At 58.2% G+C, this 20,604-nt stretch carries 18 protein-coding genes; 13 read left to right on the top strand and 5 right to left on the bottom strand.

What is annotated here, in order from left to right; all coding sequences use genetic code 11:
* Positions 1–11 precede the first annotated feature (11 nt).
* Positions 12–1,784 carry an SLC13 family permease gene (locus tag J7416_RS12300; protein WP_209225034.1) on the bottom strand — a complete coding sequence of 591 codons (1,773 nt, stop codon included), beginning with the start codon at positions 1,782–1,784 and terminating at the stop codon, positions 12–14.
* A gap of 110 nt (positions 1,785–1,894) precedes the next feature.
* Here J7416_RS12300 and J7416_RS12295 point away from each other — a divergent pair, with 110 nt between their 5' ends.
* Together J7416_RS12295 and J7416_RS12290 are read left to right on the top strand one after the other, a co-directional pair.
* Positions 1,895–2,635, top strand: a complete 741-nt coding sequence (locus tag J7416_RS12295) for a YebC/PmpR family DNA-binding transcriptional regulator (RefSeq protein WP_209225033.1) — start codon at positions 1,895–1,897, stop codon at positions 2,633–2,635.
* A gap of 170 nt (positions 2,636–2,805) precedes the next feature.
* Positions 2,806–4,080: a permease gene (locus tag J7416_RS12290; RefSeq protein WP_209225032.1), complete on the top strand. Its 1,275-nt coding sequence runs from the start codon at positions 2,806–2,808 to the stop codon at positions 4,078–4,080.
* 9 nt (positions 4,081–4,089) lie between these two features.
* Here J7416_RS12290 and J7416_RS12285 read toward each other — a convergent pair whose 3' ends face one another.
* Positions 4,090–4,980, bottom strand: a complete 891-nt coding sequence (locus J7416_RS12285; RefSeq protein WP_209225031.1) for a LysR family transcriptional regulator ArgP — start codon at positions 4,978–4,980, stop codon at positions 4,090–4,092.
* 86 nt (positions 4,981–5,066) lie between these two features.
* Here J7416_RS12285 and J7416_RS12280 point away from each other — a divergent pair, with 86 nt between their 5' ends.
* The 6 genes from J7416_RS12280 (at position 5,067) to J7416_RS12255 (ending at position 10,837) form a co-directional block, all read left to right on the top strand.
* Complete coding sequence (locus J7416_RS12280) at positions 5,067–5,666, top strand: LysE/ArgO family amino acid transporter (protein WP_209225030.1); 600 nt, start codon at positions 5,067–5,069, stop codon at positions 5,664–5,666.
* A gap of 40 nt (positions 5,667–5,706) precedes the next feature.
* Positions 5,707–6,615, top strand: coding sequence for a DMT family transporter (locus tag J7416_RS12275; protein ID WP_209225029.1), 909 nt, complete (start codon positions 5,707–5,709; stop codon positions 6,613–6,615).
* A gap of 87 nt (positions 6,616–6,702) precedes the next feature.
* Positions 6,703–7,275, top strand: coding sequence for a transcriptional regulator BetI (betI, locus tag J7416_RS12270; RefSeq protein ID WP_209225028.1), 573 nt, complete (start codon positions 6,703–6,705; stop codon positions 7,273–7,275).
* Positions 7,272–8,780: a choline-sulfatase gene (gene betC, locus J7416_RS12265; RefSeq protein WP_209225027.1), complete on the top strand. Its 1,509-nt coding sequence runs from the start codon at positions 7,272–7,274 to the stop codon at positions 8,778–8,780. Before betI ends, betC begins: the two co-directional genes overlap by 4 nt.
* 68 nt (positions 8,781–8,848) lie before the next feature.
* The gene (gene betA / locus J7416_RS12260; RefSeq protein WP_209225026.1) at positions 8,849–10,507 is read left to right on the top strand and encodes a choline dehydrogenase; all 1,659 of its coding nucleotides are present in this window, start codon (positions 8,849–8,851) and stop codon (positions 10,505–10,507) included.
* Positions 10,508–10,597: 90 nt separating this feature from the next.
* Positions 10,598–10,837, top strand: a complete 240-nt coding sequence (locus tag J7416_RS12255) for a YdcH family protein (RefSeq protein WP_170422847.1) — start codon at positions 10,598–10,600, stop codon at positions 10,835–10,837.
* Between the two features lie 70 nt (positions 10,838–10,907).
* On the opposite strand, the gene J7416_RS12250 is transcribed toward J7416_RS12255, so the two are convergent.
* On the bottom strand, positions 10,908–12,308 hold the full coding sequence (locus tag J7416_RS12250) for a helix-turn-helix transcriptional regulator (protein WP_209225025.1): 1,401 nt from the start codon (positions 12,306–12,308) through the stop codon (positions 10,908–10,910).
* A gap of 64 nt (positions 12,309–12,372) precedes the next feature.
* On the bottom strand, positions 12,373–13,578 hold the full coding sequence (locus J7416_RS12245; protein ID WP_209225024.1) for a multidrug effflux MFS transporter: 1,206 nt from the start codon (positions 13,576–13,578) through the stop codon (positions 12,373–12,375).
* A gap of 183 nt (positions 13,579–13,761) precedes the next feature.
* Between J7416_RS12245 and J7416_RS12240 the strand changes: the two genes are divergently transcribed.
* From J7416_RS12240 to J7416_RS12230, 3 genes are all read left to right on the top strand, one after another.
* On the top strand, positions 13,762–15,294 hold the full coding sequence (locus tag J7416_RS12240; protein ID WP_209225023.1) for an acyl-CoA carboxylase subunit beta: 1,533 nt from the start codon (positions 13,762–13,764) through the stop codon (positions 15,292–15,294).
* An 87-nt stretch (positions 15,295–15,381) separates the two neighbouring features.
* Positions 15,382–15,867 carry a DUF6497 family protein gene (locus J7416_RS12235; RefSeq protein ID WP_247744250.1) on the top strand — a complete coding sequence of 162 codons (486 nt, stop codon included), beginning with the start codon at positions 15,382–15,384 and terminating at the stop codon, positions 15,865–15,867.
* A gap of 127 nt (positions 15,868–15,994) precedes the next feature.
* A complete protein-coding gene (locus tag J7416_RS12230) occupies positions 15,995–16,348 on the top strand; it encodes a hypothetical protein (RefSeq protein WP_209225022.1) in 354 nt (117 codons plus the stop codon).
* An 86-nt stretch (positions 16,349–16,434) separates the two neighbouring features.
* Here J7416_RS12230 and J7416_RS12225 read toward each other — a convergent pair whose 3' ends face one another.
* A complete protein-coding gene (locus J7416_RS12225; RefSeq protein WP_209225021.1) occupies positions 16,435–17,586 on the bottom strand; it encodes a DcaP family trimeric outer membrane transporter in 1,152 nt (383 codons plus the stop codon).
* 650 nt (positions 17,587–18,236) lie between these two features.
* Between J7416_RS12225 and J7416_RS12220 the strand changes: the two genes are divergently transcribed.
* Both J7416_RS12220 and J7416_RS12215 read left to right on the top strand, forming a co-directional pair.
* Entirely contained in the window at positions 18,237–18,440 is a 204-nt protein-coding gene (locus J7416_RS12220) for a hypothetical protein (RefSeq protein ID WP_170422834.1), read from the top strand.
* 117 nt (positions 18,441–18,557) lie between these two features.
* Positions 18,558–20,603, top strand: coding sequence for an acetyl/propionyl/methylcrotonyl-CoA carboxylase subunit alpha (locus J7416_RS12215; protein ID WP_209225020.1), 2,046 nt, complete (start codon positions 18,558–18,560; stop codon positions 20,601–20,603).
* Position 20,604 lies beyond the last annotated feature (1 nt).

Genomic DNA, 20,604 nt, shown 5'->3' with positions numbered 1-20,604 from the left:
GCTCTTATCCGTCACAAAGGCCAGAATACAAGGATGGCAGGAATGGAAATGGCTATGATCAGGATTTCCAACGGCAATCCCATGCGCCAATAGTCACCAAACTGATACCCACCGGGGCCCAGCACCAGTGTATTGTTCTTATGCCCGATCGGCGTCAGAAACGCGGCTGAGGCGGCCACGGCCACGGTCATCAAAAACGGGTCGGGCGAAACCTCAAGCGTGCGGGCCATCTGAATACCAACGGGGGCTGCGACGATGGCTGTGGCGGTGTTGTTCAACACGTCCGACAGGGTCATGGTGACCACCATCAAAACAGTCAGGATGGCCCAGGCGGGCAAACCGTTGGTCAATTGTATCAATGCGTTGGCAATAAGCTCGGTGCCGCCGGACGTCTCCAGTGCGCTGCCCAGCGGGATCATCGACCCCAACAGCACGACCACGGGCCATTCGATGTGATTGTAGATATCGGCAATCGGCATGATCTTGGTCAGCACATAGGCGACCACGACCAGCCCCAAAGCGATGGGCAGGTAAACCAAGCCGACGCTTGCGGCCAGCACGGCGGCAGCAAACAGGCCGATGGCCAGCCACGCCTTGTCATTGGCGGTGACGTTCAGCCCGCGTTCGGCCAGCGGTAAACAGCCCAGCCAGTCGGTCACATCTGCGCTGCGGTCGCGGGGGCAGAGCAGCAGAAGAATGTCGCCGGCCTCAATCTCGGTCTTGCGGACCTGCTCGGTTATGCGGCGGCCCTGCCGTGAAATCCCCATGAGAACCGTGCTTTGACGCCAGGCCAACCCCAGACCTTGCGCTGTGCGCCCGGTGACGCGCGCGTTCAGTGGTACAACGACCTCAACCACTTCCAGACCGTCGCCCTCGGCGGTCAGCAATTCCTGGCGACGGGTGTCCGAGAAATCGAGGTTCAGCGCGGTGCGGAATTCGTCCAGCGCTTCGGGGCGGGCTTCCAGAACCAGCGCGTCGCCGGGTTTAAGCGTAGCGTGGGCCGAGCGCCCGTAACGCCGCTTGCCATCCCGGATCAGGCCAATGATGGCCACGTCGGACTTTTCTGCAGCTTCGTAGAGCTCGCTGACACGTTTCCCGATTTGGGGCGACTCTGATGGGACCGTCAGTTCGGCGATGTACTCGGCCAGAGTGTCCGAGACCTCTTCCTGAGTTCCGCGGTTGGGGATCAGCCGCCATCCGACCAGCGCGACAAAGGTCAGCCCGGCAATCGCTGCCAAACCGCCGACCGGGGCGAAATCGAACATGCGGAACGGTTCGCCCAGTGTCTCTGCCCGGATCGAGGCGATGATGATATTGGGCGGCGTTCCAATCAGCGTGGCCATGCCACCCAGAATGGTGGCAAAGCTCAGCGGCATCAGGGACAAACCAACGGAACGCCCCGCCTTGCGCGCGGTCTGAATATCGACGGGCATGAGCAGTGCCAGCGCAGCGACGTTGTTCATAAAGGCCGACAAAACCGCACCAATCCCGCCCATCAGCGCGATATGCGCGCCCAGCCCGCGTGAGGCATCGACCAGCGTGCGCGTAATCAGGAAAACTGCGCCGGACCGGACCAACCCGGCCGAGACAACCAGCACCAAAGCCACGATAATCGTGGCGGGGTGCCCAAACCCTGCAAAGGCGTCGTCAACGGGCACGACACCCAGTACAACTCCGATCAATAGCGCAGTGAAGGCCACGAGGTCGTATCGGAATTTCCCCCACAGCAGCATTCCAAACACAATGGCGAAAAGGGAAAAAAGAATAATCTGGTCTGTCGTCATGCCGCCACCATACCCGTAGCGGTGACTGTCGCAAGCCGCTCTCTTGATCCTTGGCCCCGCAAACGTCTATATGAGCGCCGAATACGCAAACATGATGACGAGGACGCAACATGGCAGGCCATTCCAAATGGGCCAACATCCAGCACCGCAAGGGACGTCAGGACGCCGCGCGGTCCAAACTGTTTTCCAAACTGTCGAAAGAGATCACTGTCGCCGCCAAGATGGGCGACCCTGACCCCGACAAGAACCCGCGCCTGCGTCTGGCGGTGAAAGAGGCCAAGTCGAACTCGGTCCCCAAGGACGTGATCGACCGCGCGATCAAGAAATCCGTTGCGGGTGAAGGCGACGATTACGAAGAAATCCGGTACGAGGGTTACGGCCCGAACGGCGTTGCCGTGATCGTCGAAACGATGACCGACAATCGCAACCGGACCGCCTCGACCGTACGCTCGACCTTTTCGAAGAACGGCGGCAACCTGGGTGAGACCGGCTCGGTCGGGTTCATGTTCGAACGTAAGGGTGAAGTGGTTTACCCGGCGACCGTTGGCGATGCGGATATAGTTTTCGAGGCGGCAATCGAGGCCGGTGCCGAAGATGTCGAAAGCTCGGACGAAGGTCACATCATCTGGTGTGCCGACACCGATCTGAACGAAGTGTCGAACGCGCTTGAGACCGCCTTGGGTGAAACCGAGTCGACCAAGCTGGTTTGGAAGCCCACCACGACCACCGAACTGGGTCTGGAAGACATGCAGAAGCTGATGAAGCTGGTGGATGCGTTGGAAGACGACGATGACGTCCAGCGCGTGACCACGAACTTCGAAGCGTCAGACGAAGTCATGGCGCAGCTCTGATCTGAATCGCGATGTTAGCTTAAGAAACCCGGCCTCTGGTCGGGTTTTTTGCATTGTGCACATAGGGTTCTTGGCCGGTAGGGCCGAACTGAGTAAGCTCAGGGACCTAGATTACCCGACCCTGCGCGGATAACGCGCCGATTAATAATCGGAGAAACAAAGCTTAGCGAATGACGGACATTGCTCAGGCTACGTCAAAAAGAAACGTCCCGGTTCTGGCCGGGCAAAGCATTTTGTCTCAGGTGGCCTGGACTTTGGGCAGCCCGTCCGTTGTTTTGCCGTTTCTGGCGGTCTCGCTAGAGCTGCCGATGTTCATAGCCGGGGCATTGGTTTCAGTGCGCATGGTTGGCAGCATGATATCGGACGTGTTTCTGGCGCAACCGATTGCGGCGCGGGAACGGAAGAAACGCGCAATCGCAATGACCGAAGTTGCCATTGGAGCCTGTCTTGTCATGGCCTTGGTGGTTGCAGCGACCGGAGTCGTTCCGGTCATCGGGCTGGCCTTTGTGGCGGCCTTCTTCATGATCGGGCTGATCGAAGAAATCCAGTCGCTTATGTACACCGATCTGTTGGGGGATCACGTGCATTCGAAATCGCGGATGGTCATGCACTACCTGCAGCTGGGCGTCGGTGGGCTTGGGGCGATTGGAATCGCCCTTCTGGTGCATGAAATCACCAAGGAAAACCCGCCGTTTTCCCGCCATTCCGCGGTCATCGCGGTGTCTGTGACCTTTTTCGTTTTGTCCGGCCTGTCGATCCTCATGATGTCCGAGGAGGCCGGGCCGCCCGAGGGAAAGGCCGACCCGCAGCCTGTGAGAAAGCGAAAGTTCGTTGAGAACTTCACCGATATCGCCGCCATGTTCGATGAGGCTTGGTTTCGCCGATACATGCTTATGCGTATGCCGCTTGTCGTTGTTTCCCTGGCTGTTCCGTTCTTTGCTCTGATCGCTGCCGAAGCTCATCACAGTTCCGCCAAGGGGCTGACTGCTATGATTATTTCGTCGGCATCGGGCTATCTTGTGTCTGCTCCGCTGTGGCAATTTGTAAACATGAAATCCCACCGCGCCGTGATGGTGGTCGGTAACCTGATGGTTGCTTTCACTGGCGGCGCGCTTTTGGTGGTGCACTTTTGGGGCATGGATCATGACGTGCACCTGCACGCCGTTGCCTTGTTTATTGTAACTGTGGCGGTGACGGGGATTAGTAGCGCCAGAAAACTATATTTTCTGGACGTCGCGCCCAAGGACCAGCGGGTGAAAGGGGCGGCTGCCGTCAAAAGCATATGCCGGATTTCCGGGGTGCTGTTTTCCGCCGCCTTGGCAGGTGTCGCGCATATGCACGAGGTCGTTTGGGCAATCGCGTTCATAGTCGCCACCAGCGCTTTTGCGACCATCAACTGCTATCATGTGGTTCTGCCAAGTACCAAAAAGGCAGTGGGATCCTGAATAGGCGACTCAGGTGTCGACAGGGAGAAGCGCTTTGGCAGCGGTGCGTCTAACCGCGGTCGTCAGCGGCGCGAGCGCCGAGGACAAGACCCGCCCGACCTGCCATGTAAGTCCGACGTCCAGCGGCGCGTCTGGTAGCACGGGGCACAAGCGGCCATTCTTCAAGGCATCTTGCGCAAGGTTGATCGGATTCATACCCCATCCCAATCCCGCAATAGCTGCCTCAACAAACCCCTGCGAAGAGGGAAGAAAATGCGATGGTGGCGATAAACGTTGGCCGGTTTGTTGTGCTATCCACACTTTTTGCAGACCATCTTTTCGGTTGAATGTAAGGCAGGGCGCGCGGGACAATGTGTTGGCATTCACACCCTCGGCGAACCACTTCTGCATGAAATCCGGGTTCGCCGTGGGAATGTACCGCAAAGCACCCAGAGCGAGGGCGTCAGCGCCGGGGATCGTATCCCCTCCGACCGTGATGGCTGCGCTGACCTCGCCGCGTCTTAGCCATGTTGCTGAGTGGTCCTGATCGTCGACGACCAGATCGAACAGCAGGCCGTCGACCTGCGACATCGCGTCGATGAACCACGTCGCCAGAACGTCGGCTGGAACCGCGATGCGGACGCGGGCCGGGCCGCTCGCTTGATCCAGGGTCAGTTCGCGGGCCAGTTTCGCTTCTAGCAGTCCGATATCCTCTGCGTGCTGCGCAATGCGTAAACCCAACGGGGTGGCGGTGCAGGGCGTTCCGCGGTTGATCAGGGCTGCGCCGACACGATCCTCTAGCGCTTTGATCCGCTGGGAAATGGCTGATGGCGTCACCGAAAGGTCCGAGGCGGCGGCGTCGAAACTGCCATGGCGCAGGATGGCGGACAAAGCAGACAGGTGGTTCGCGTCCAGTAGCATTAGCTCAACTTAAGTGAGATCAGTTTCTTTAATTTGATAGAGGGCCGCCATGCGATTAGTCAATGCCTCAGAACATCGGAGGACTCATGCCCACATCTTTGATCGCAGGCTTCGTACTAGGCTTCAGCCTGATCCTGGCCATAGGTGCCCAAAACGCCTTTGTCCTCAGACAAGGGCTGCGGCGCGAGCACGTGTTTCCATTGTGCCTGACCTGCGCGGTGTCGGACGCGATCCTCATTGCTGCCGGGGTCGCCGGCTTTGGAACTTTGGCACAAGCCATGCCGTGGTTCGAGACTGTCATGCGGTATGGCGGTGCGCTCTTTCTGACTTGGTATGGTCTGCGCAGCCTGAGTTCAGCCTGGCGCGGTGGCGCGGTGATGGAGATTGGCGAAGGCCAACGCTCCAGTCTGCAATCCGTTCTGCTGACTGTTCTGGCGTTCACTTGGCTGAATCCGCACGTCTATTTAGACACTGTTGTGCTGATCGGGTCGATCTCGGCGCAGTATGAGGACCGTTTGGCCTTTGCTGTCGGTGCCATGACGGCCAGCTTTGTGTTCTTCTTTTCGCTCGGATACGGGGCGGGTGTACTGTCTCCGATTTTCAGACGCGCGCGGGCGTGGCAGGTTCTAGATCTGCTGATCGGTCTGGTCATGCTGGCGATTGCTGCCAAGCTTGTTTGGATGTGATGGGTTGCCTCGGCCGAGGTTTCAGTGTTCAACCCTTAACATGACAAGTTTGGCCGCCCAACATCGACCGCTGACAGGCATGCTTTGGATGTTTGCGGCGGGCCTGTCCTTTGTGATCATGACCGCCCTGGTCAAGTCGCTTGGGTCAACCATGGACCCGATACAGGCCGCCTTTCTTCGGTTTGCGTTCGGATTGATCTTTCTGTTGCCAGCGCTTCGGCTGGTCTTGACCACGCACCTTACAAAGCGGCATTTGGTTTTGCTGGGCACCCGGGGCGTCGTCCATGCCTTTGCTGTCATGTTGTGGTTCTTTTCGATGACCCAGATCCCGTTGGCCGAGGTCACGGCGATGAACTACATGACACCGGTTTACGTCACGCTGGGCGCTGCTCTGTTTTTGGGGGAAAAGCTGGCTTTTCGCCGGATTGCAGCGATTTTCGTGGCCTTGATTGGTGTTTTGATCATCTTGCGTCCGGGTTTTCGTGAGATTTCGCCCGGGCATATCACAATGTTGGGCACGGCCCTGACCTTGGGCGGGTCCTACCTGATTGCCAAAGTGCTGGTACGTGATCTGCCGCCTTCGGTGGTGGTCGCGCATATGTCAATTTGGGTGACCATAGCGTTGATCCCCTTTGCGCTTGCGGTCTGGACCCCGCCCAGCCTGCGCGACCTGGGCGTTTTGTTTCTAGTGGCAAGTTTTGCGACGATGGGACACTATTTCATGACTCTTGCCCTCAAGGCCGCTCCGGTTGCTGTGACGCAGCCTGTTACGTTCCTACAGTTGATCTGGGCCACCTTGCTTGGGGCTTTGGTGTTCCATGAAAGCGTCGACATCTGGGTTGTAGCGGGCGGAACTGTGATTCTATTGGCGGTCAGTTTCATCGCCTGGCGCGAGGCGGTTTTGAACCGCAGCAACTTGACGACGCCCAGCATCGCGCCAAAACTGTGAGCATCAGGGCGGCTCAAAACGTTATTGATTGACGAGTCAATAAAAACCCCTTAGCGTTTTCACTGTTTACGTAGTGAGGGGATAGCGATGCCGAAACTCGGAATGGAGCCAATCCGTCGTGATGCGATCGTCAAGGCAACGATTGCCGAGCTCGGGTCAAAGAAATCCCTTGATGTAACCGTCAGCCAGATCGCCAAACGGGCTGGGATGTCCAGTGCGCTGGCGCATCATTACTTTGGCGGCAAAGATCAGATTTTTCTGGCCGCCATGCGCCGCATCCTGTCCGATTTTGCAGATGAGGCCCGGGAGGAGCTGAAGAATGCCCCTCCACTTGGCCGCGCACAGGCAATTATCCGGGCCTGTTTTGCCCCATCCTGTTTTACGCCGGATGTTATTGCGGCATGGATGACCTTTTATGTTCTGGCACAGACAAATGATGACGCCCTACGTCTGTGGCAGATCTATCAGGCGCGAATCCGGTCGAACTTGACCCACGCCTTACGCCCCTTGCTAAGCGATCCTGAAGAGGCCGCTGTCAACATGATCGCTCTGATCGACGGGCTTTACATCCGCGCCGCCCTCAGCGCCCCGGCTGAGCCGCAACTGGCCGTTAACCACGCAATGCGTGTCCTCAATACTCTGCTCGAGGCTGAAAAATGACAAAACCGAATATTCTGATCCTGATGGTGGATCAGCTCAACGGGACCCTCTTTCCAGACGGTCCCGCCGAATGGCTTCACGCTCCTAACCTGAAAAAACTGGCGGAACGGTCGACCCGGTTCGCCAACGCCTATACGGCCTCGCCGCTTTGCGCGCCGGGGCGGGCCAGTTTCATGTCCGGTCAGTTGCCCTCGCGCACGGGTGTTTATGACAACGCGGCCGAATTCCGCAGCGATATCCCAACCTATGCGCACCATCTGCGCCGTGCGGGCTACTACACCTGCCTGTCCGGCAAGATGCATTTCGTCGGCCCCGACCAGATGCACGGGTTCGAGGATCGCCTGACCACCGACATCTACCCCGCCGACTTCGGCTGGACGCCCGATTACCGCAAACCGGGCGAGCGGATCGACTGGTGGTATCACAACATGGGTTCGGTGACGGGCGCGGGGGTAGCTGAGATTTCCAACCAGATGGAATACGATGACGAGGTCGCCTATAACGCCAAGGCCAAGCTGTACGATCTGGCCCGTGGTAAGGATGAGCGCCCGTGGTGCGTGACAGTCAGCTTTACTCACCCGCACGATCCCTATGTGGCGCGCCGCAAGTACTGGGACCTGTACGAAGATTGCGAACATCTGCAGCCCGAGGTCGCAGACCTTGGCTACGACAATCAGGACCCGCACTCAAAACGCATCTTTGACGCCAACGACTGGCGCAGCTTCGACATCACCGAAGACGACATCCGCAAATCCCGTCGTGCGTATTTTGCCAACATCTCGTATCTGGACGACAAAATCGGTGAGATTCTGGAAGTTCTGGAAACAACCCGGCAAGAGGCGATCATCCTGTTTGTCTCGGATCACGGTGACATGCTGGGCGAGCGCGGGTTGTGGTTCAAAATGAACTTCTACGAAGGCTCGGCCCGCGTACCGCTGATGATCTCGGCCCCGGACTTGCCAGCAGGCCTCATCGACACGCCGGTTTCAACAATCGACGTGACGCCGACCCTTGGCGCTTTGGCGGGCGTAGATATGGCCGAAATCGCGCCATGGACCGATGGCGAAGACCTTGTGCCACTGGCCAATGGCACCGAACGCACCGCGCCGGTCGCCATGGAATACGCCGCTGAGGCATCTTATGCGCCGCTGGTTTCGCTGCGCTATGGCAAGTGGAAATACAACCGCTGCGCACTGGACCCAGACCAGTTGTACGATCTGGACACAGACCCGCACGAACTTCAAAACCTCGCCGACAAACCCGAACACACAGGCACGCTGGAGACCCTGCGCGCTAAATCCAAGGCGCGCTGGGATCTGGATCAATTCGACGCCGACGTGCGCGCAAGCCAGGCCCGCCGCTGGGTCGTTTACGAGGCGCTGCGGCAGGGGGGTTACTACCCTTGGGATTACCAGCCGCTGCAAAAAGCGTCTGAACGCTACATGCGCAACCACATGGACCTTAACGTCGTAGAGGAAAACGCCCGCTTTCCGCGTGGCGAATAACCTCTTCATCTTTTTGAAAATACTCCCGCCGGAGGCATCCGGTCAGCGGCGGGAAAGGAGCAGTGAATATGGAAGCAGATTTCGTCATCGTTGGCGCAGGATCCGCAGGATGCGCGATGGCTTATCGACTGAGCGAGGCCGGAGCATCCGTGCTGGTTATCGAACATGGCGGCACTGACGCTGGCCCGTTCATCCAGATGCCGGCAGCACTGAGCTATCCGATGAACATGCGCATGTATGACTGGGGATACCGGTCCGAGCCCGAGCCGCATCTGAACAATCGCCAGTTGGCGTGTCCGCGCGGCAAGGTGATCGGCGGGTCGTCCTCGATCAACGGCATGGTCTACGTCCGCGGGCACGCGAGGGATTTTGACACCTGGGCCGAGATGGGGGCCGATGGCTGGTCCTATGCGGATGTGCTGCCCTATTACAAGCGTATGGAGACCTGGCACGATGGTGGTCATGGGGGCGACCCAACCTGGCGTGGCTCCGAAGGCCCGCTGCATGTCTCACGCGGTCCGCGTGAAAACCCGCTTTTTCAGGCCTTTGTCGATGCGGGTAAGCAGGCTGGCTATGAGGTGACTGGAGACTATAACGGTGAGCAACAGGAAGGCTTTGGCCCAATGGAGCAGACCGTCTGGAAAGGACGGCGCTGGTCCGCGGCCAATGCGTATCTGAAACCTGCACTCAAGCGTGAAAATTGCGACATCGTGCGTGGGCTGGCCACAAAGGTGGTGATGGAAAACGGTCGTGCGACCGGAGTCGAGTTAATCCGCAGCGGCAAGGCGGAAATCATCCGGGCCCGGCGCGAAGTTGTTCTGGCCGCATCGTCCATAAACTCGCCCAAGCTGTTGATGTTGTCGGGCATCGGACCCGCGGCACATCTGGCCGAACACGGTATCGACGTCGTGGCCGACCGCCCCGGCGTGGGCGCAAACCTGCAGGACCATCTGGAACTGTACATCCAGCAGGCGTCGCTGCAGCCAATCACGCTCTACAAACACTGGAACCTGATCAGCAAAGGCCTTATCGGCGCGCAATGGCTGTTCACCAAGACCGGGCTGGGCGCCTCGAATCAATTCGAGAGCGCGGCCTTCATCCGGTCCAAGCCCGGTGTCGAATACCCGGACATTCAATACCACTTCCTGCCGATGGCTGTGCGCTATGACGGCCAGGCGGCAGCAGAGGGTCATGGGTTCCAGGCCCATGTCGGTCCGATGCGTTCACCGTCGCGTGGCGCAGTAACGCTGCGCTCGTCCAAGGTCGAAGATGCGCCGGTGATCCGCTTCAACTACATGAGCCACGAAGAGGATTGGGAGGATTTCCGAACCTGTATTCGCCTGACGCGCGAGATCTTTGGGCAGGATGCCTTTAAACCCTATGCCGGGAAAGAAATCCAACCGGGTGCGGATGTACACTCCGATGATGAACTGAATGCCTTTATCGCCGAACACGCCGAAAGCGCCTATCACCCATGCGGCACATGTCGAATGGGCCGGGCGGACGACAAGAATGCTGTGGTCGACCCGCAGGGGCGGGTGATCGGTGTCGACGGTTTGCGCGTCGCTGACAGCTCGATCTTCCCGCAGATCACCAACGGCAACCTGAATGCGCCGTCGATCATGGTGGGCGAGAAGATGTCGGATCACTTGCTGGGCAAGGATGCCTTACCGGCAGCCAATGACCGGCCATGGATTCACCCACAGTGGGCGGTGGCACAGCGGTAAATGAACGCCGGATTTGATCCGCGTCAAAGTGATGTAGGGGTGCGGCGACTAGACTTGTATCGCAACGACATATTTTAGGAGCGAACAGGAATGTCCCACACCCCGCACGAACTGGCCCAAGAGTTTCCGGACAAGGTCGAGCTGATGAGCCAGCTCAAGCAGTCGGACGCGCATTTTGCTCGGCTGGCGGATGAATATCACGAGATCAACCGCGAAGTTCACCGTGCCGAGACCAATGTCGAGCCAATGGAAGATCTGGCTGAAACTGAGCTGCGCAAGAAACGTGCGGCCCTGAAAGACGAGATCTGGGCGATCCTGTCAAAAGCCTAAGTTCTGGCGGGGGATATGCCCCCGTCGATTCAAATACGCCTCCCATGCGATTTGTAGTGCTATCAAAAGGTCAGGTGACCTCATAAGGCAACGTACCTCTTGTGTGGGCGTTGATCGTCAGGCGGCGTTCCAGCGGCGGGACCGAGCGTTGGTGACAGTTTTGCCGCTCGCAGATACGGCACGAGATGCCGATTGGTTCGTACGCGCTGGCATTATTGAAATCCAAGTTGTCGGCATAAACCAGAGCTTCGGCATGGCGCACCTCGCATCCCAACGCGATGGCATAGCGGCGGACGGGCGCCCCGTACGAACCGCCGGATTTCGATACATCCCGCGCCAATGAGATATACTGCACACCGTCAGGCGTTTCCGCCAATTGGCGGAGGAAGTGGCCGGGTGTTTCGAAAGCCCGGTGAACGTTCCACAACGGACATGCGCCGCCAAAACGCGCAAATTGCAGACGCGTGGCCGAATGCCTTTTTGTAATTGTGCCCGCCTGATCGACACGGACGAAGAAGAAAGGGATGCCTTTTGCGCCGGGGCGTTGCAGCGTCGACAGCCTGTGCGCCACTTGCTCGATTGAGGCACCGAACCGGTTGCTCAGCAGTTCCAGGTCATGGCGGTATTCCTGAGCCGCGGCCAGAAACTCGGCATATGGCATCAACGATGCGCCAGCGAAGTAGTTCGCCAGCCCGATCTTGGCAATTGCGCGGGCTTCTTCGCTTTGGAATTTGGCAAAGTCCAGCGTTGCCTCCAGCAACTTGTCCTGGCTGATCAGCGCGACCTGAAGCAGCAGTTGAAACACCTGGGTTTGCGGTGTGGTCCGGGACGACAGCAGCAAAGTCTTGTTCTCGGGGTCATACTTCCTCGTTTCCTCGATTTCGGGGAACTGAACCCGGATTCCACGTTCAGAGAGGCTGTCGAGTGCAGCAGCGCGTATTCCACCCGCATCGCTGGCCCGTCTTGCGAACCGTTCCGCTGCGCGGTCGACCGCATCGATGTAATTGTCGCAATAGTGAAAGAAGTCGCGGACTTCTTCCCATGGGCTCGCCTGAATCTGGGCATCCTCGCGCCCCAGCGCCTCGTCCAGAGACGCGAGGCGTTCATGCGTTTGACGGTACGTCCTGTGCAGCGCAATGAAGGCCCGCGCCAGCGCCGGTGCATTCGACGCGGTCAGGCGCAGATCAGCAAGCGGCGGAACGGCATCGTCAAAGACGGGATCTGCCAAGGCTTCGCGCATGTCCGAGACCAAACGCTCGCTGTCGCCGGTGCTCAATTCGGTCACGTCCATTCCAAATTCCTGCGCCAGCGCCAGTACAACCGTGGTCGAAATCGGCCGGTTGTTATTCTCCATCTGGTTCAGATAGGGCAGGGACACGCCCAATTTTGCAGCGAATTCCTTTTGGGTCAGAGACAGGCGCGTGCGCATTTCGCGCAGTTTCGCACCAGCGTATAGCTTTTGAGTCGCCATGACGGGCCTTTGCAACTTTCCTATTCCGGCAGGCTAACTTTGCAAACCCTCGTAGGCAAGCGCGTTACAGCCCCAATTGCCGTTCGCGTCGGATGACAGACAGAATTGCGCAGACCGCCAGTCCGGCTGTGGCTAACATCAACCACAGCAAAGGCATGGCTCCGGTTTCGTGTGTCAAAAGGGTGCCAGCCAAAGCGCTGAGACCCGCGCCGCCGCCCAGCATGATGGCTCCGCTCAGGCCGGAGGCGGTGGCCGCCAGATGAGGGCGCACGGATAGCGCGCCCGAGGTCGCGTTGGGAATCGTCATCCCGTTGCCGATACCGACGAAGGTCATGAAGCCAAAAAAGCTGAGGGCCGTACCAAAACCTGCCAGGAACAAAACGGCAGACATCGCTACGCCGCCTGCGTTTAGCCAGCATCCCCAGAGCACCATCCGGTTTACGCCGAAGCGTACCGAGTAGCGGCCGCTGACAAAGTTCCCGACGAAATAGCCGACGGCAGGTGCGCCAAAGTAGATGCCGACCTCGGCGGCACTCAGGCCAAACAGCTCGGTGCCGATAAAGGGGGCGCCACCCAGATAGGCAAAGAACGCGCCTGAAGACAGGGCAGAGGACAGCGAATAGCCCCAGAACCGCGGCGACCGCAGCAATTCGGGGTATTCCCGAAACTGCTGGACCAGCGATTTACCGCTTTTGGCCGAGGTTTCGCCAAAATCCGAATAGGTCAAAATCAGTGTCAGCACACCCAGTGCGAAGGGAAGCCAAAAGTTCGCTTTCCAGCCAAAACTCTCTTCTAGCAGCCCTCCGATTGCCGGGCCAATCATGGGGACCACGGCCATACCCATGGTGACATAGCCGATCATCGACGCAGCCTGATCCTGATCGTACATGTCCCGCACAGCCGCTCGGCTCAGGACCATGCCGACGACAACGACCGCCTGGCACATCCGGAAAGCCAGAAAAATCTCGATGTTTGGGGCGTATATGCAGCCCAGTGTGGCGATCAGAAAAAGAGCCAGCCCCCACAGCAGGACGGGTCGTCGCCCTGCCTTGTCAGCAAGTGGGCCGATCAGGATTTGCAGGACCGCGTTGACCAGAAGATACAGGGCAATCGACAACTGCATGACCTTATAGTCTGCCTGGAAATGCAGGGCCATATTTGGCAGGCTGGGAAGAAACAGGTTCAGGCTGAGCGCGGACAGGCCGGACAGCAAAACAAGGTTGCCAATGGTTGGCGGCGTACGGTGCGCCGAAGAAGAACTAAACTGCATGGTTCATCTGTATAATGAGCGCAGAATGGAATGCCATCCGTCTTGATCCTGTGGGCGCAATATTTGCAAGTTTACAATATTCATCAATGTAATTGGCAATAGTTTGCAAATTTGCGGAAAGGCGCTTTGGTCTTTCTTGCTCAGCGTATAGTGTCGCGCCAAATTTTACAGGGGATCATCGCTATGAAAGACATCCTTTCCGAACTTGAAGACCGTCGCAACGACGCACGGCTGGGTGGCGGACAACGGCGCATCGATGCGCAGCACTCGCGCGGCAAGCTGACGGCACGTGAACGGATTGAGCTGCTGCTTGACGAAGGCAGCTTTGAAGAGTTCGACATGTTCGTTAGCCACCGTTGCACCGATTTCGGGATGGAAAAACAAAAGCCCGCGGGCGACGGCGTTGTGACAGGCTGGGGCACGATCAACGGGCGCATGGTCTACGTGTTCAGCCAGGACTTTACGGTGTTCGGCGGGTCGCTGTCGGAAACGCATGCGCAAAAGATCTGCAAGATTATGGATATGGCAGTCCAGAATGGCGCGCCCGTGATCGGTATCAACGACTCGGGTGGTGCGCGGATTCAAGAAGGCGTGGCGTCGCTGGCAGGTTATGCGGAAGTGTTTCAACGCAACGTGACTGCCTCGGGTGTTGTGCCACAGATCAGCGTGATCATGGGGCCCTGCGCCGGTGGCGCGGTTTACAGCCCGGCGATGACGGACTTTATCTTCATGGTCAAGGACTCGTCTTACATGTTCGTGACGGGCCCGGACGTGGTGAAGACAGTCACCAACGAAGTGGTCACTGCCGAGGAACTGGGCGGTGCGTCGACCCACACCAAAAAATCCTCGGTTGCGGATGCAGCGTTCGAAAACGATGTCGAAGCTTTGGCCGAGGTTCGCCGTCTGGTGGACTTTCTGCCGCTCAACAACCAGGAAAAGCCGCCGGTTCGCCCATTCTTTGATGAACCCGATCGAATCGAAGCATCACTGGACACTCTGGTCCCGGATAACCCGAACACGCCCTACGACATGAAAGAGCTCATCACCAAAGTGGCGGATGAGGGCGATTTCTACGAAATTCAGGAAGACTTTGCCAAGAACATCATCACTGGTTTCATTCGCCTCGAAGGGCAGACTGTTGGCGTTGTGGCGAACCAGCCTATGGTACTGGCCGGGTGTCTGGACATCGACAGCTCGCGTAAGGCGGCACGGTTCGTGCGCTTCTGTGACTGCTTTGAAATCCCGATACTGACCTGCGTGGATGTACCCGGTTTCTTGCCTGGTACGCAGCAGGAATACAGCGGCGTTATCAAACACGGTGCTAAGTTGCTGTACGCCTACGCGGAAGCAACTGTGCCGAAAGTCACCGTAATCACACGCAAAGCTTATGGTGGTGCGTATGTGGTTATGGCCTCCAAACACCTGCGCGGTGATTTCAACTATGCCTGGCCCACGGCGGAAATCGCGGTGATGGGCTCGAAAGGCGCGACCGAGATCATTCACCGTGCGGACCTGAGCGATGCCGAGAAAACAGCGCAGCACCAGGCTGACTATGAAGATCGGTTTGCGAACCCCTTCGTCGCTGCCGAGCGTGGCTTTGTCGACGAGGTGATCATGCCGCAATCAACCCGCCGCCGTGTCTCGCGCGCGTTTGCAAGTCTGCGCAGCAAGCAGCTGAAAAACCCTTGGAAAAAGCACGACAATATTCCGCTGTAAACGGAAACACCGATTGATCTGCCCGGCCAGACATGTGGTCAGGGCAGATTCTTCGGAAAAAATTGACTTTGAGGCCACAACTGATAAATGGTTTTCCCCATCGGACATAGAAAAGCGCGGGCCAAAAGCCATGCGCGCGCGATCCCGGAGAGAGGAGCTTGCTTATGGCAGGTCCGGGATCGCGCCCTAGTCTTGGCCCTTTTGGGCATTGGGTCTCCTGTTCTGGCTGAAAACGAAAATCTGCTGCCGGTCCCTTCGGGCCAGCCTGTCCACCTGAGTGACGTTCTGTTGGATGACAATCCCGGCGAACTTTGGGTCCGCTTTCGTTTTATCGCTCCGCGTATCGGGTCAGACGTTGGCCGCATCGGCTATGATATCGCGGCGGTGGATATGGAGCACTTGTGCCAGACTTTGGCGGTTGCTTATGTGGCCAAGTACGAACTTGAACCCGCCCGCGTGGTCATTTCCCTGTCCGACCGTCCGATCGAGTTTGGCCGCGCAACCCCTGACGCGACCCAATACTTTGAAGCCTACCGGCTGGAACAGTCCCGGTGTATCTGGGAGGGGCTTTGACCATGAATCTCTCTGTTCATCACGTCAGAGCATTTCTGAACAGCGACGCGGCTTTGGAGGTGCGCAAAATGACATCATCCTGTGATGGGTGTTACGAATTAATCCCCGGTTCGGCTGAGGTGACGCCATGCTGAAACATCGCGGTTTTCCCGGACGCCTGCCGGGTACGGATTTTCAGTTCACCATTCGCCGCGCCAACCCCAAGGGCGTAACGCCGCTGACCCGGCGCGAGCGGTTTCGTGATCGCAAACCAGCAGACAAGCGTGCGGATGCGGCCTTCATGGAGGCGCTATGGGCGCATTTCGGCGATCAGCCGTTTGAAAGGGGCAACCTGGATGCGGGTCGCCTCAGTTGGTTGTTTGAACGTGAGGTCGTTCCGGCGGAAGATCCGTTTGACCCCGCCAGCTATGACGCGCTGCTGGTGATTGATCCGGACGCGGGGCGGATTTCGTTCCCGGACATCTTCGACGGGTTCCGCTGATCGTGCAATCCGCTGTCGTACATAACACTTTGCGGCCATCCCGGCCCGGTACCCTGCCCGCAAAGGGGCAGGGCAGGTATGTGCGGTCAGAAATTCAGCTGGGCCGCCAGTTGAATACGGTTGCTGTCGAAAGTGCGCCCGGTCGGCGCATCGTTACGTTCGCCATAGAAGAACTCGGCGCTGAGGGTCAGATTGTCGGTCGCCTTGTAAAATGCGTTGACGTGGATCGTTTCAACTTCGGTAAAGGACAAGGTTCCAGTCGATGTCGGCAGATCGTAGTTCTCTTGCCCGTAGGCGATGCCGACATTCCATTTGGCGCTGAGGTCCTGACGAAACTCGACGGTAAAGCCGTCCACATCGTTGGCCTGCCCGTTGACGATCGCGTCGCCAGCAGCGATCAGATAGGGACCAAGCGCTTCGCCATCGACATAGTTGACCTGAAACAAACCACCCTGCCAGGGCCGAACGCCTGCCGAGAGGGTATAGCCCGTCTGATCCACTTCGACCGCGCCGGATTGGGCTTTGCCGTACAAGGCCGAGGCGCGGGCAAGATAGGTGCCCGAGTTGTATTCGATCGAGCCGGTCAGAACCGGATCATCCGAATTCGAGCCACCGACGTTCTCTTCGATCGATACCGCAAAGGTTGTGTCCGATCCGATGGTGTTTGTATAGCGCACCTGCGGGACGCGGGCGAAGGGGATGCCAACCGGGCCGTTGAACTCGACGGTCGTTGGGTAGGAGTCCAGCGGCTGGAAGTTTGTCCAGTATTGACCGATCAGCCAGTTGTCTCCGATGCGGATGTTGGCATGGCGCAGGCGGAACTCGGCATTGCCGCCAGAGGCGAACAGATCAACTTCCAACTGGCCCGAGATGTCGCCGATGGCAGACGGCGTGTTGGTGCGAAGTCCGATCCGAGACTGGCGCACGGTGGCCCCAAAACTCCCGCTTGTCGCATTCGCCGGCTCACCAATTCGGGTCGCATCCGCCAAGTCGCCCAATTCGAAATCGGTGTCGAAGAAGAAGTCAGCCTTCACGTATCCGTAAACATCAAGCGTGGTGTTTCCGATTCGCAGGTCGCCGGTGCCAGCACCGGGTTTTCCGGCTTCAAGGGCTTCGACACGGGCGCGCAGTGCATCAAGTTCGGCTTGGGTTTGGGCATCTTGCGCGCCAGCGACCGTTCCGGACAAACCAAGCGCGGATACGGCAAGCAGCAATGCCGTTTTTCTCTTTGCAATCATGTAGATGTTTCCTTGTGTGCGAGTGTGCACGCGAACCGTTCCACGCAAGGCGTTTTGAAGGAAATCACGAGAAAGGGACTGGAAGCATCTGATTTCTCAAGGAAACGTGCACGGGTTCCAAGTTGCACTCACACTAGGGTGAACAGATCGGTTAACCTTTTGCGATCCAGAAAGGAATTTCCAACACCGCCTTTGGCAACCCGTGATGATGCAAGTGCAGAAACGCAGCTTGTCAGGACGTTTTGTAACGGAACTGTGACGGTTTCGTCGTCCGGGCAGGCATCCCATGCAACACGGCGCCTCGGCACGAATCTGCGCGCCTATTCGCCTAATGGGCGATTTCCAGCCGGAATCCTTACCAGAAACAATACTTTGTTTACGCCGTTGATTGTGCCTAGCAACCTGTCCAAGCCGTGCGGCTCTACTTTGCCTGCGTCGCACATGCACCTACTATTCCGTACCCCTTCCTTCCGCGGGCAGGCTTGTGATTTTCACAAAGTCCTGTCCGCGTTTTTCTTTGCGCATGTACTATGCGTAAAGCGGCACAAATCTGCGCAAAACCTCGGTCAGGACTGCCTGTTATTGAATAACAAGGCCGGAATCCCACATCTGCCCCCGAACGCATCAAGAATCCAAAAGGGGCAGTTACCATGCGCATCTCGAAACTCATCCTTGCAATGGCGACCTGTGCGGGCCTTGCTGCCTGCGGTGACAATACAGGCGAGCAGGCGCTGCTTGGCGGCGGCGCAGGCGCGGTCGGCGCAGCGGTTCTCAACTCGGACCCGCTGTTCGGTGCCGTGGTCGGCGCGGCAGGCAACGTCCTGTATTGCAAGACACAGAACACCTGTAGGTAGAACCGGGTTTTCCGGGGCGCGCGTCGCCCCGACCGTCATCACGCATCGTGCCGTCGTGGAGAATACTCTCCGCGGCGGCATTTTGCGTTTTCAGAACACCAAGACAAAGGACGTTCCATGTTTAACAAGATCCTGATCGCCAACCGGGGTGAGATTGCCTGCCGGGTTATCAAGACCGCCCGCAAAATGGGTATCGGCACCGTTGCCATTTATTCGGACGCAGACAAGAACGCCTTGCATGTGTCGATGGCAGACGAGGCGGTTCACATCGGCCCACCGCCTGCGAACCAGTCTTACATCGTGATCGACAAGGTCATGGATGCCATCCGTCAAAGCGGCGCGCAGGCGGTGCATCCCGGTTATGGCTTCTTGTCGGAAAACGCGAAATTCGCCGAGGCACTTGAGGCCGAAGGCGTGGCGTTTGTCGGCCCCCCCAAGGGTGCGATCGAAAGCATGGGCGACAAGATCACCTCGAAGAAGATCGCTCAGGACGCGGGGGTTTCGACCGTTCCCGGCTACATGGGACTGATCGAAGATGCCGACGAAGCAGTCAAGATTTCAAATGACATCGGTTACCCCGTCATGATCAAGGCCAGCGCCGGTGGCGGTGGTAAAGGCATGCGGATCGCGTGGAACGACGACGAAGCGCGCGAGGGTTTCCAGTCGTCCAAGAACGAGGCTGCGAACTCGTTCGGCGACGATCGGATTTTCATCGAGAAATTCGTGACCCAGCCGCGTCACATCGAGATTCAGGTTCTCTGCGACAGCCACGGCAACGGCATCTATCTGGGCGAGCGCGAATGCTCGATCCAGCGCCGGAACCAGAAGGTTGTAGAAGAAGCGCCGTCGCCGTTCCTGGACCCCGAAACCCGCAAGGCAATGGGTGAACAGGCGGTCGCATTGGCCAAAGCCGTAGACTATGCCAGCGCGGGTACTGTGGAGTTCATCGTCGATGGCGACAAGAACTTCTACTTTCTGGAAATGAACACCCGCCTGCAGGTGGAACACCCGGTCACCGAACTGATCACCGGCGTCGATCTGGTGGAACAGATGATCCGCGTTGCCGCCGGAGAGAAGCTTACGATAGCGCAGGACGACGTGACACTGACTGGTTGGGCGATTGAAAACCGTCTTTATGCCGAGGACCCATATCGCAACTTCCTGCCGTCGATTGGACGTCTGACCCGCTATCGTCCGCCACAGGAAATTGCCTCTGGCCCGATGCTGGTGAACGGCAAATGGCAGGGTGAGGCGCCCGAGGGCGAGGCGGCTGTACGCAACGATACCGGCGTCTACGAAGGCGGCGAGATCAGCATGTATTACGACCCGATGATCGCCAAGCTGTGCACATGGGCTCCAACCCGTGAAGCCGCGATTGAGGCGATGCGTGTGGCATTGGACAGCTTTGAGGTCGAAGGCATCGGTCATAACCTGCCGTTCCTGTCGGCGGTGATGGATCACCCGAAGTTTGTCAGCGGTGATATGACCACGGCCTTCATCGCCGAAGAGTATCCGGATGGCTTCGAAGGTGTTGAACTGCCCGAAAGTGATCTGCGCCGGATCGCAGCGTCCTGCGCTGCGATGTACCGTGTTTCTGAAATCCGCCGGACGCGCGTTTCCGGTCGGATGGACAACCACGAGCGTAAAGTCGGCAACCGTTGGGTTGTGTCCGTGCAAGGCAAGGAATTCGCGGTTCGCGTCGGCGCCGACAAAGAAGGTGCAACGATCAAATTCGAGGACGGGCAGACCTTGCGCGTCGCGTCGGACTGGACGCCGGGTGACCAATTGGCCGTTCTGGATGTCGATGGCAGCCCGCTGGTTCTGAAGGTCGGCAAGATCTCGGGCGGGTTCCGCATTCGCAACCGTGGTGCGGATATGAAGGTACATGTGCGCCGTCCGCGTCAGGCAGAACTGGCCAAGCTGATGCCCGAAAAGCTGCCGCCCGATACCTCGAAAATGCTGCTCTGCCCGATGCCCGGCCTGGTCGTGAAGATCGATGTCGAAGTAGGGCAGGAAGTGCAGGAAGGCCAGGCGCTGTGCACGATCGAGGCGATGAAGATGGAGAACATCCTGCGCGCCGAGAAGAAAGGCGTTGTTTCCAAGGTCAACGCTGGCCCCGGCGACAGTCTTGCCGTGGACGATGTGATCATCGAGTTCGAGTGAT

Source organism: Ruegeria sp. R14_0, assembly GCF_017743975.1.
In the GTDB taxonomy this organism is placed as follows: domain Bacteria; phylum Pseudomonadota; class Alphaproteobacteria; order Rhodobacterales; family Rhodobacteraceae; genus Ruegeria.
Note: the sequence above shows the minus strand (reverse complement) of the source record. Positions and strands in the feature narration are given on the sequence as shown.

Coding starts and splice junctions, on each gene's coding strand:
- J7416_RS12300 (WP_209225034.1), bottom strand. CDS start 1,784: ATGACGACAGACCAGATTATTCTTTTTTCCCTTTTCGCCATTGTGTTT.
- J7416_RS12295 (WP_209225033.1), top strand. CDS start 1,895: ATGGCAGGCCATTCCAAATGGGCCAACATCCAGCACCGCAAGGGACGT.
- J7416_RS12290 (WP_209225032.1), top strand. CDS start 2,806: ATGACGGACATTGCTCAGGCTACGTCAAAAAGAAACGTCCCGGTTCTG.
- J7416_RS12285 (WP_209225031.1), bottom strand. CDS start 4,980: ATGCTACTGGACGCGAACCACCTGTCTGCTTTGTCCGCCATCCTGCGC.
- J7416_RS12280 (WP_209225030.1), top strand. CDS start 5,067: ATGCCCACATCTTTGATCGCAGGCTTCGTACTAGGCTTCAGCCTGATC.
- J7416_RS12275 (WP_209225029.1), top strand. CDS start 5,707: ATGACAAGTTTGGCCGCCCAACATCGACCGCTGACAGGCATGCTTTGG.
- betI (WP_209225028.1), top strand. CDS start 6,703: ATGCCGAAACTCGGAATGGAGCCAATCCGTCGTGATGCGATCGTCAAG.
- betC (WP_209225027.1), top strand. CDS start 7,272: ATGACAAAACCGAATATTCTGATCCTGATGGTGGATCAGCTCAACGGG.
- betA (WP_209225026.1), top strand. CDS start 8,849: ATGGAAGCAGATTTCGTCATCGTTGGCGCAGGATCCGCAGGATGCGCG.
- J7416_RS12255 (WP_170422847.1), top strand. CDS start 10,598: ATGTCCCACACCCCGCACGAACTGGCCCAAGAGTTTCCGGACAAGGTC.
- J7416_RS12250 (WP_209225025.1), bottom strand. CDS start 12,308: ATGGCGACTCAAAAGCTATACGCTGGTGCGAAACTGCGCGAAATGCGC.
- J7416_RS12245 (WP_209225024.1), bottom strand. CDS start 13,578: ATGCAGTTTAGTTCTTCTTCGGCGCACCGTACGCCGCCAACCATTGGC.
- J7416_RS12240 (WP_209225023.1), top strand. CDS start 13,762: ATGAAAGACATCCTTTCCGAACTTGAAGACCGTCGCAACGACGCACGG.
- J7416_RS12235 (WP_247744250.1), top strand. CDS start 15,382: ATGGTTTTCCCCATCGGACATAGAAAAGCGCGGGCCAAAAGCCATGCG.
- J7416_RS12230 (WP_209225022.1), top strand. CDS start 15,995: ATGCTGAAACATCGCGGTTTTCCCGGACGCCTGCCGGGTACGGATTTT.
- J7416_RS12225 (WP_209225021.1), bottom strand. CDS start 17,586: ATGATTGCAAAGAGAAAAACGGCATTGCTGCTTGCCGTATCCGCGCTT.
- J7416_RS12220 (WP_170422834.1), top strand. CDS start 18,237: ATGCGCATCTCGAAACTCATCCTTGCAATGGCGACCTGTGCGGGCCTT.
- J7416_RS12215 (WP_209225020.1), top strand. CDS start 18,558: ATGTTTAACAAGATCCTGATCGCCAACCGGGGTGAGATTGCCTGCCGG.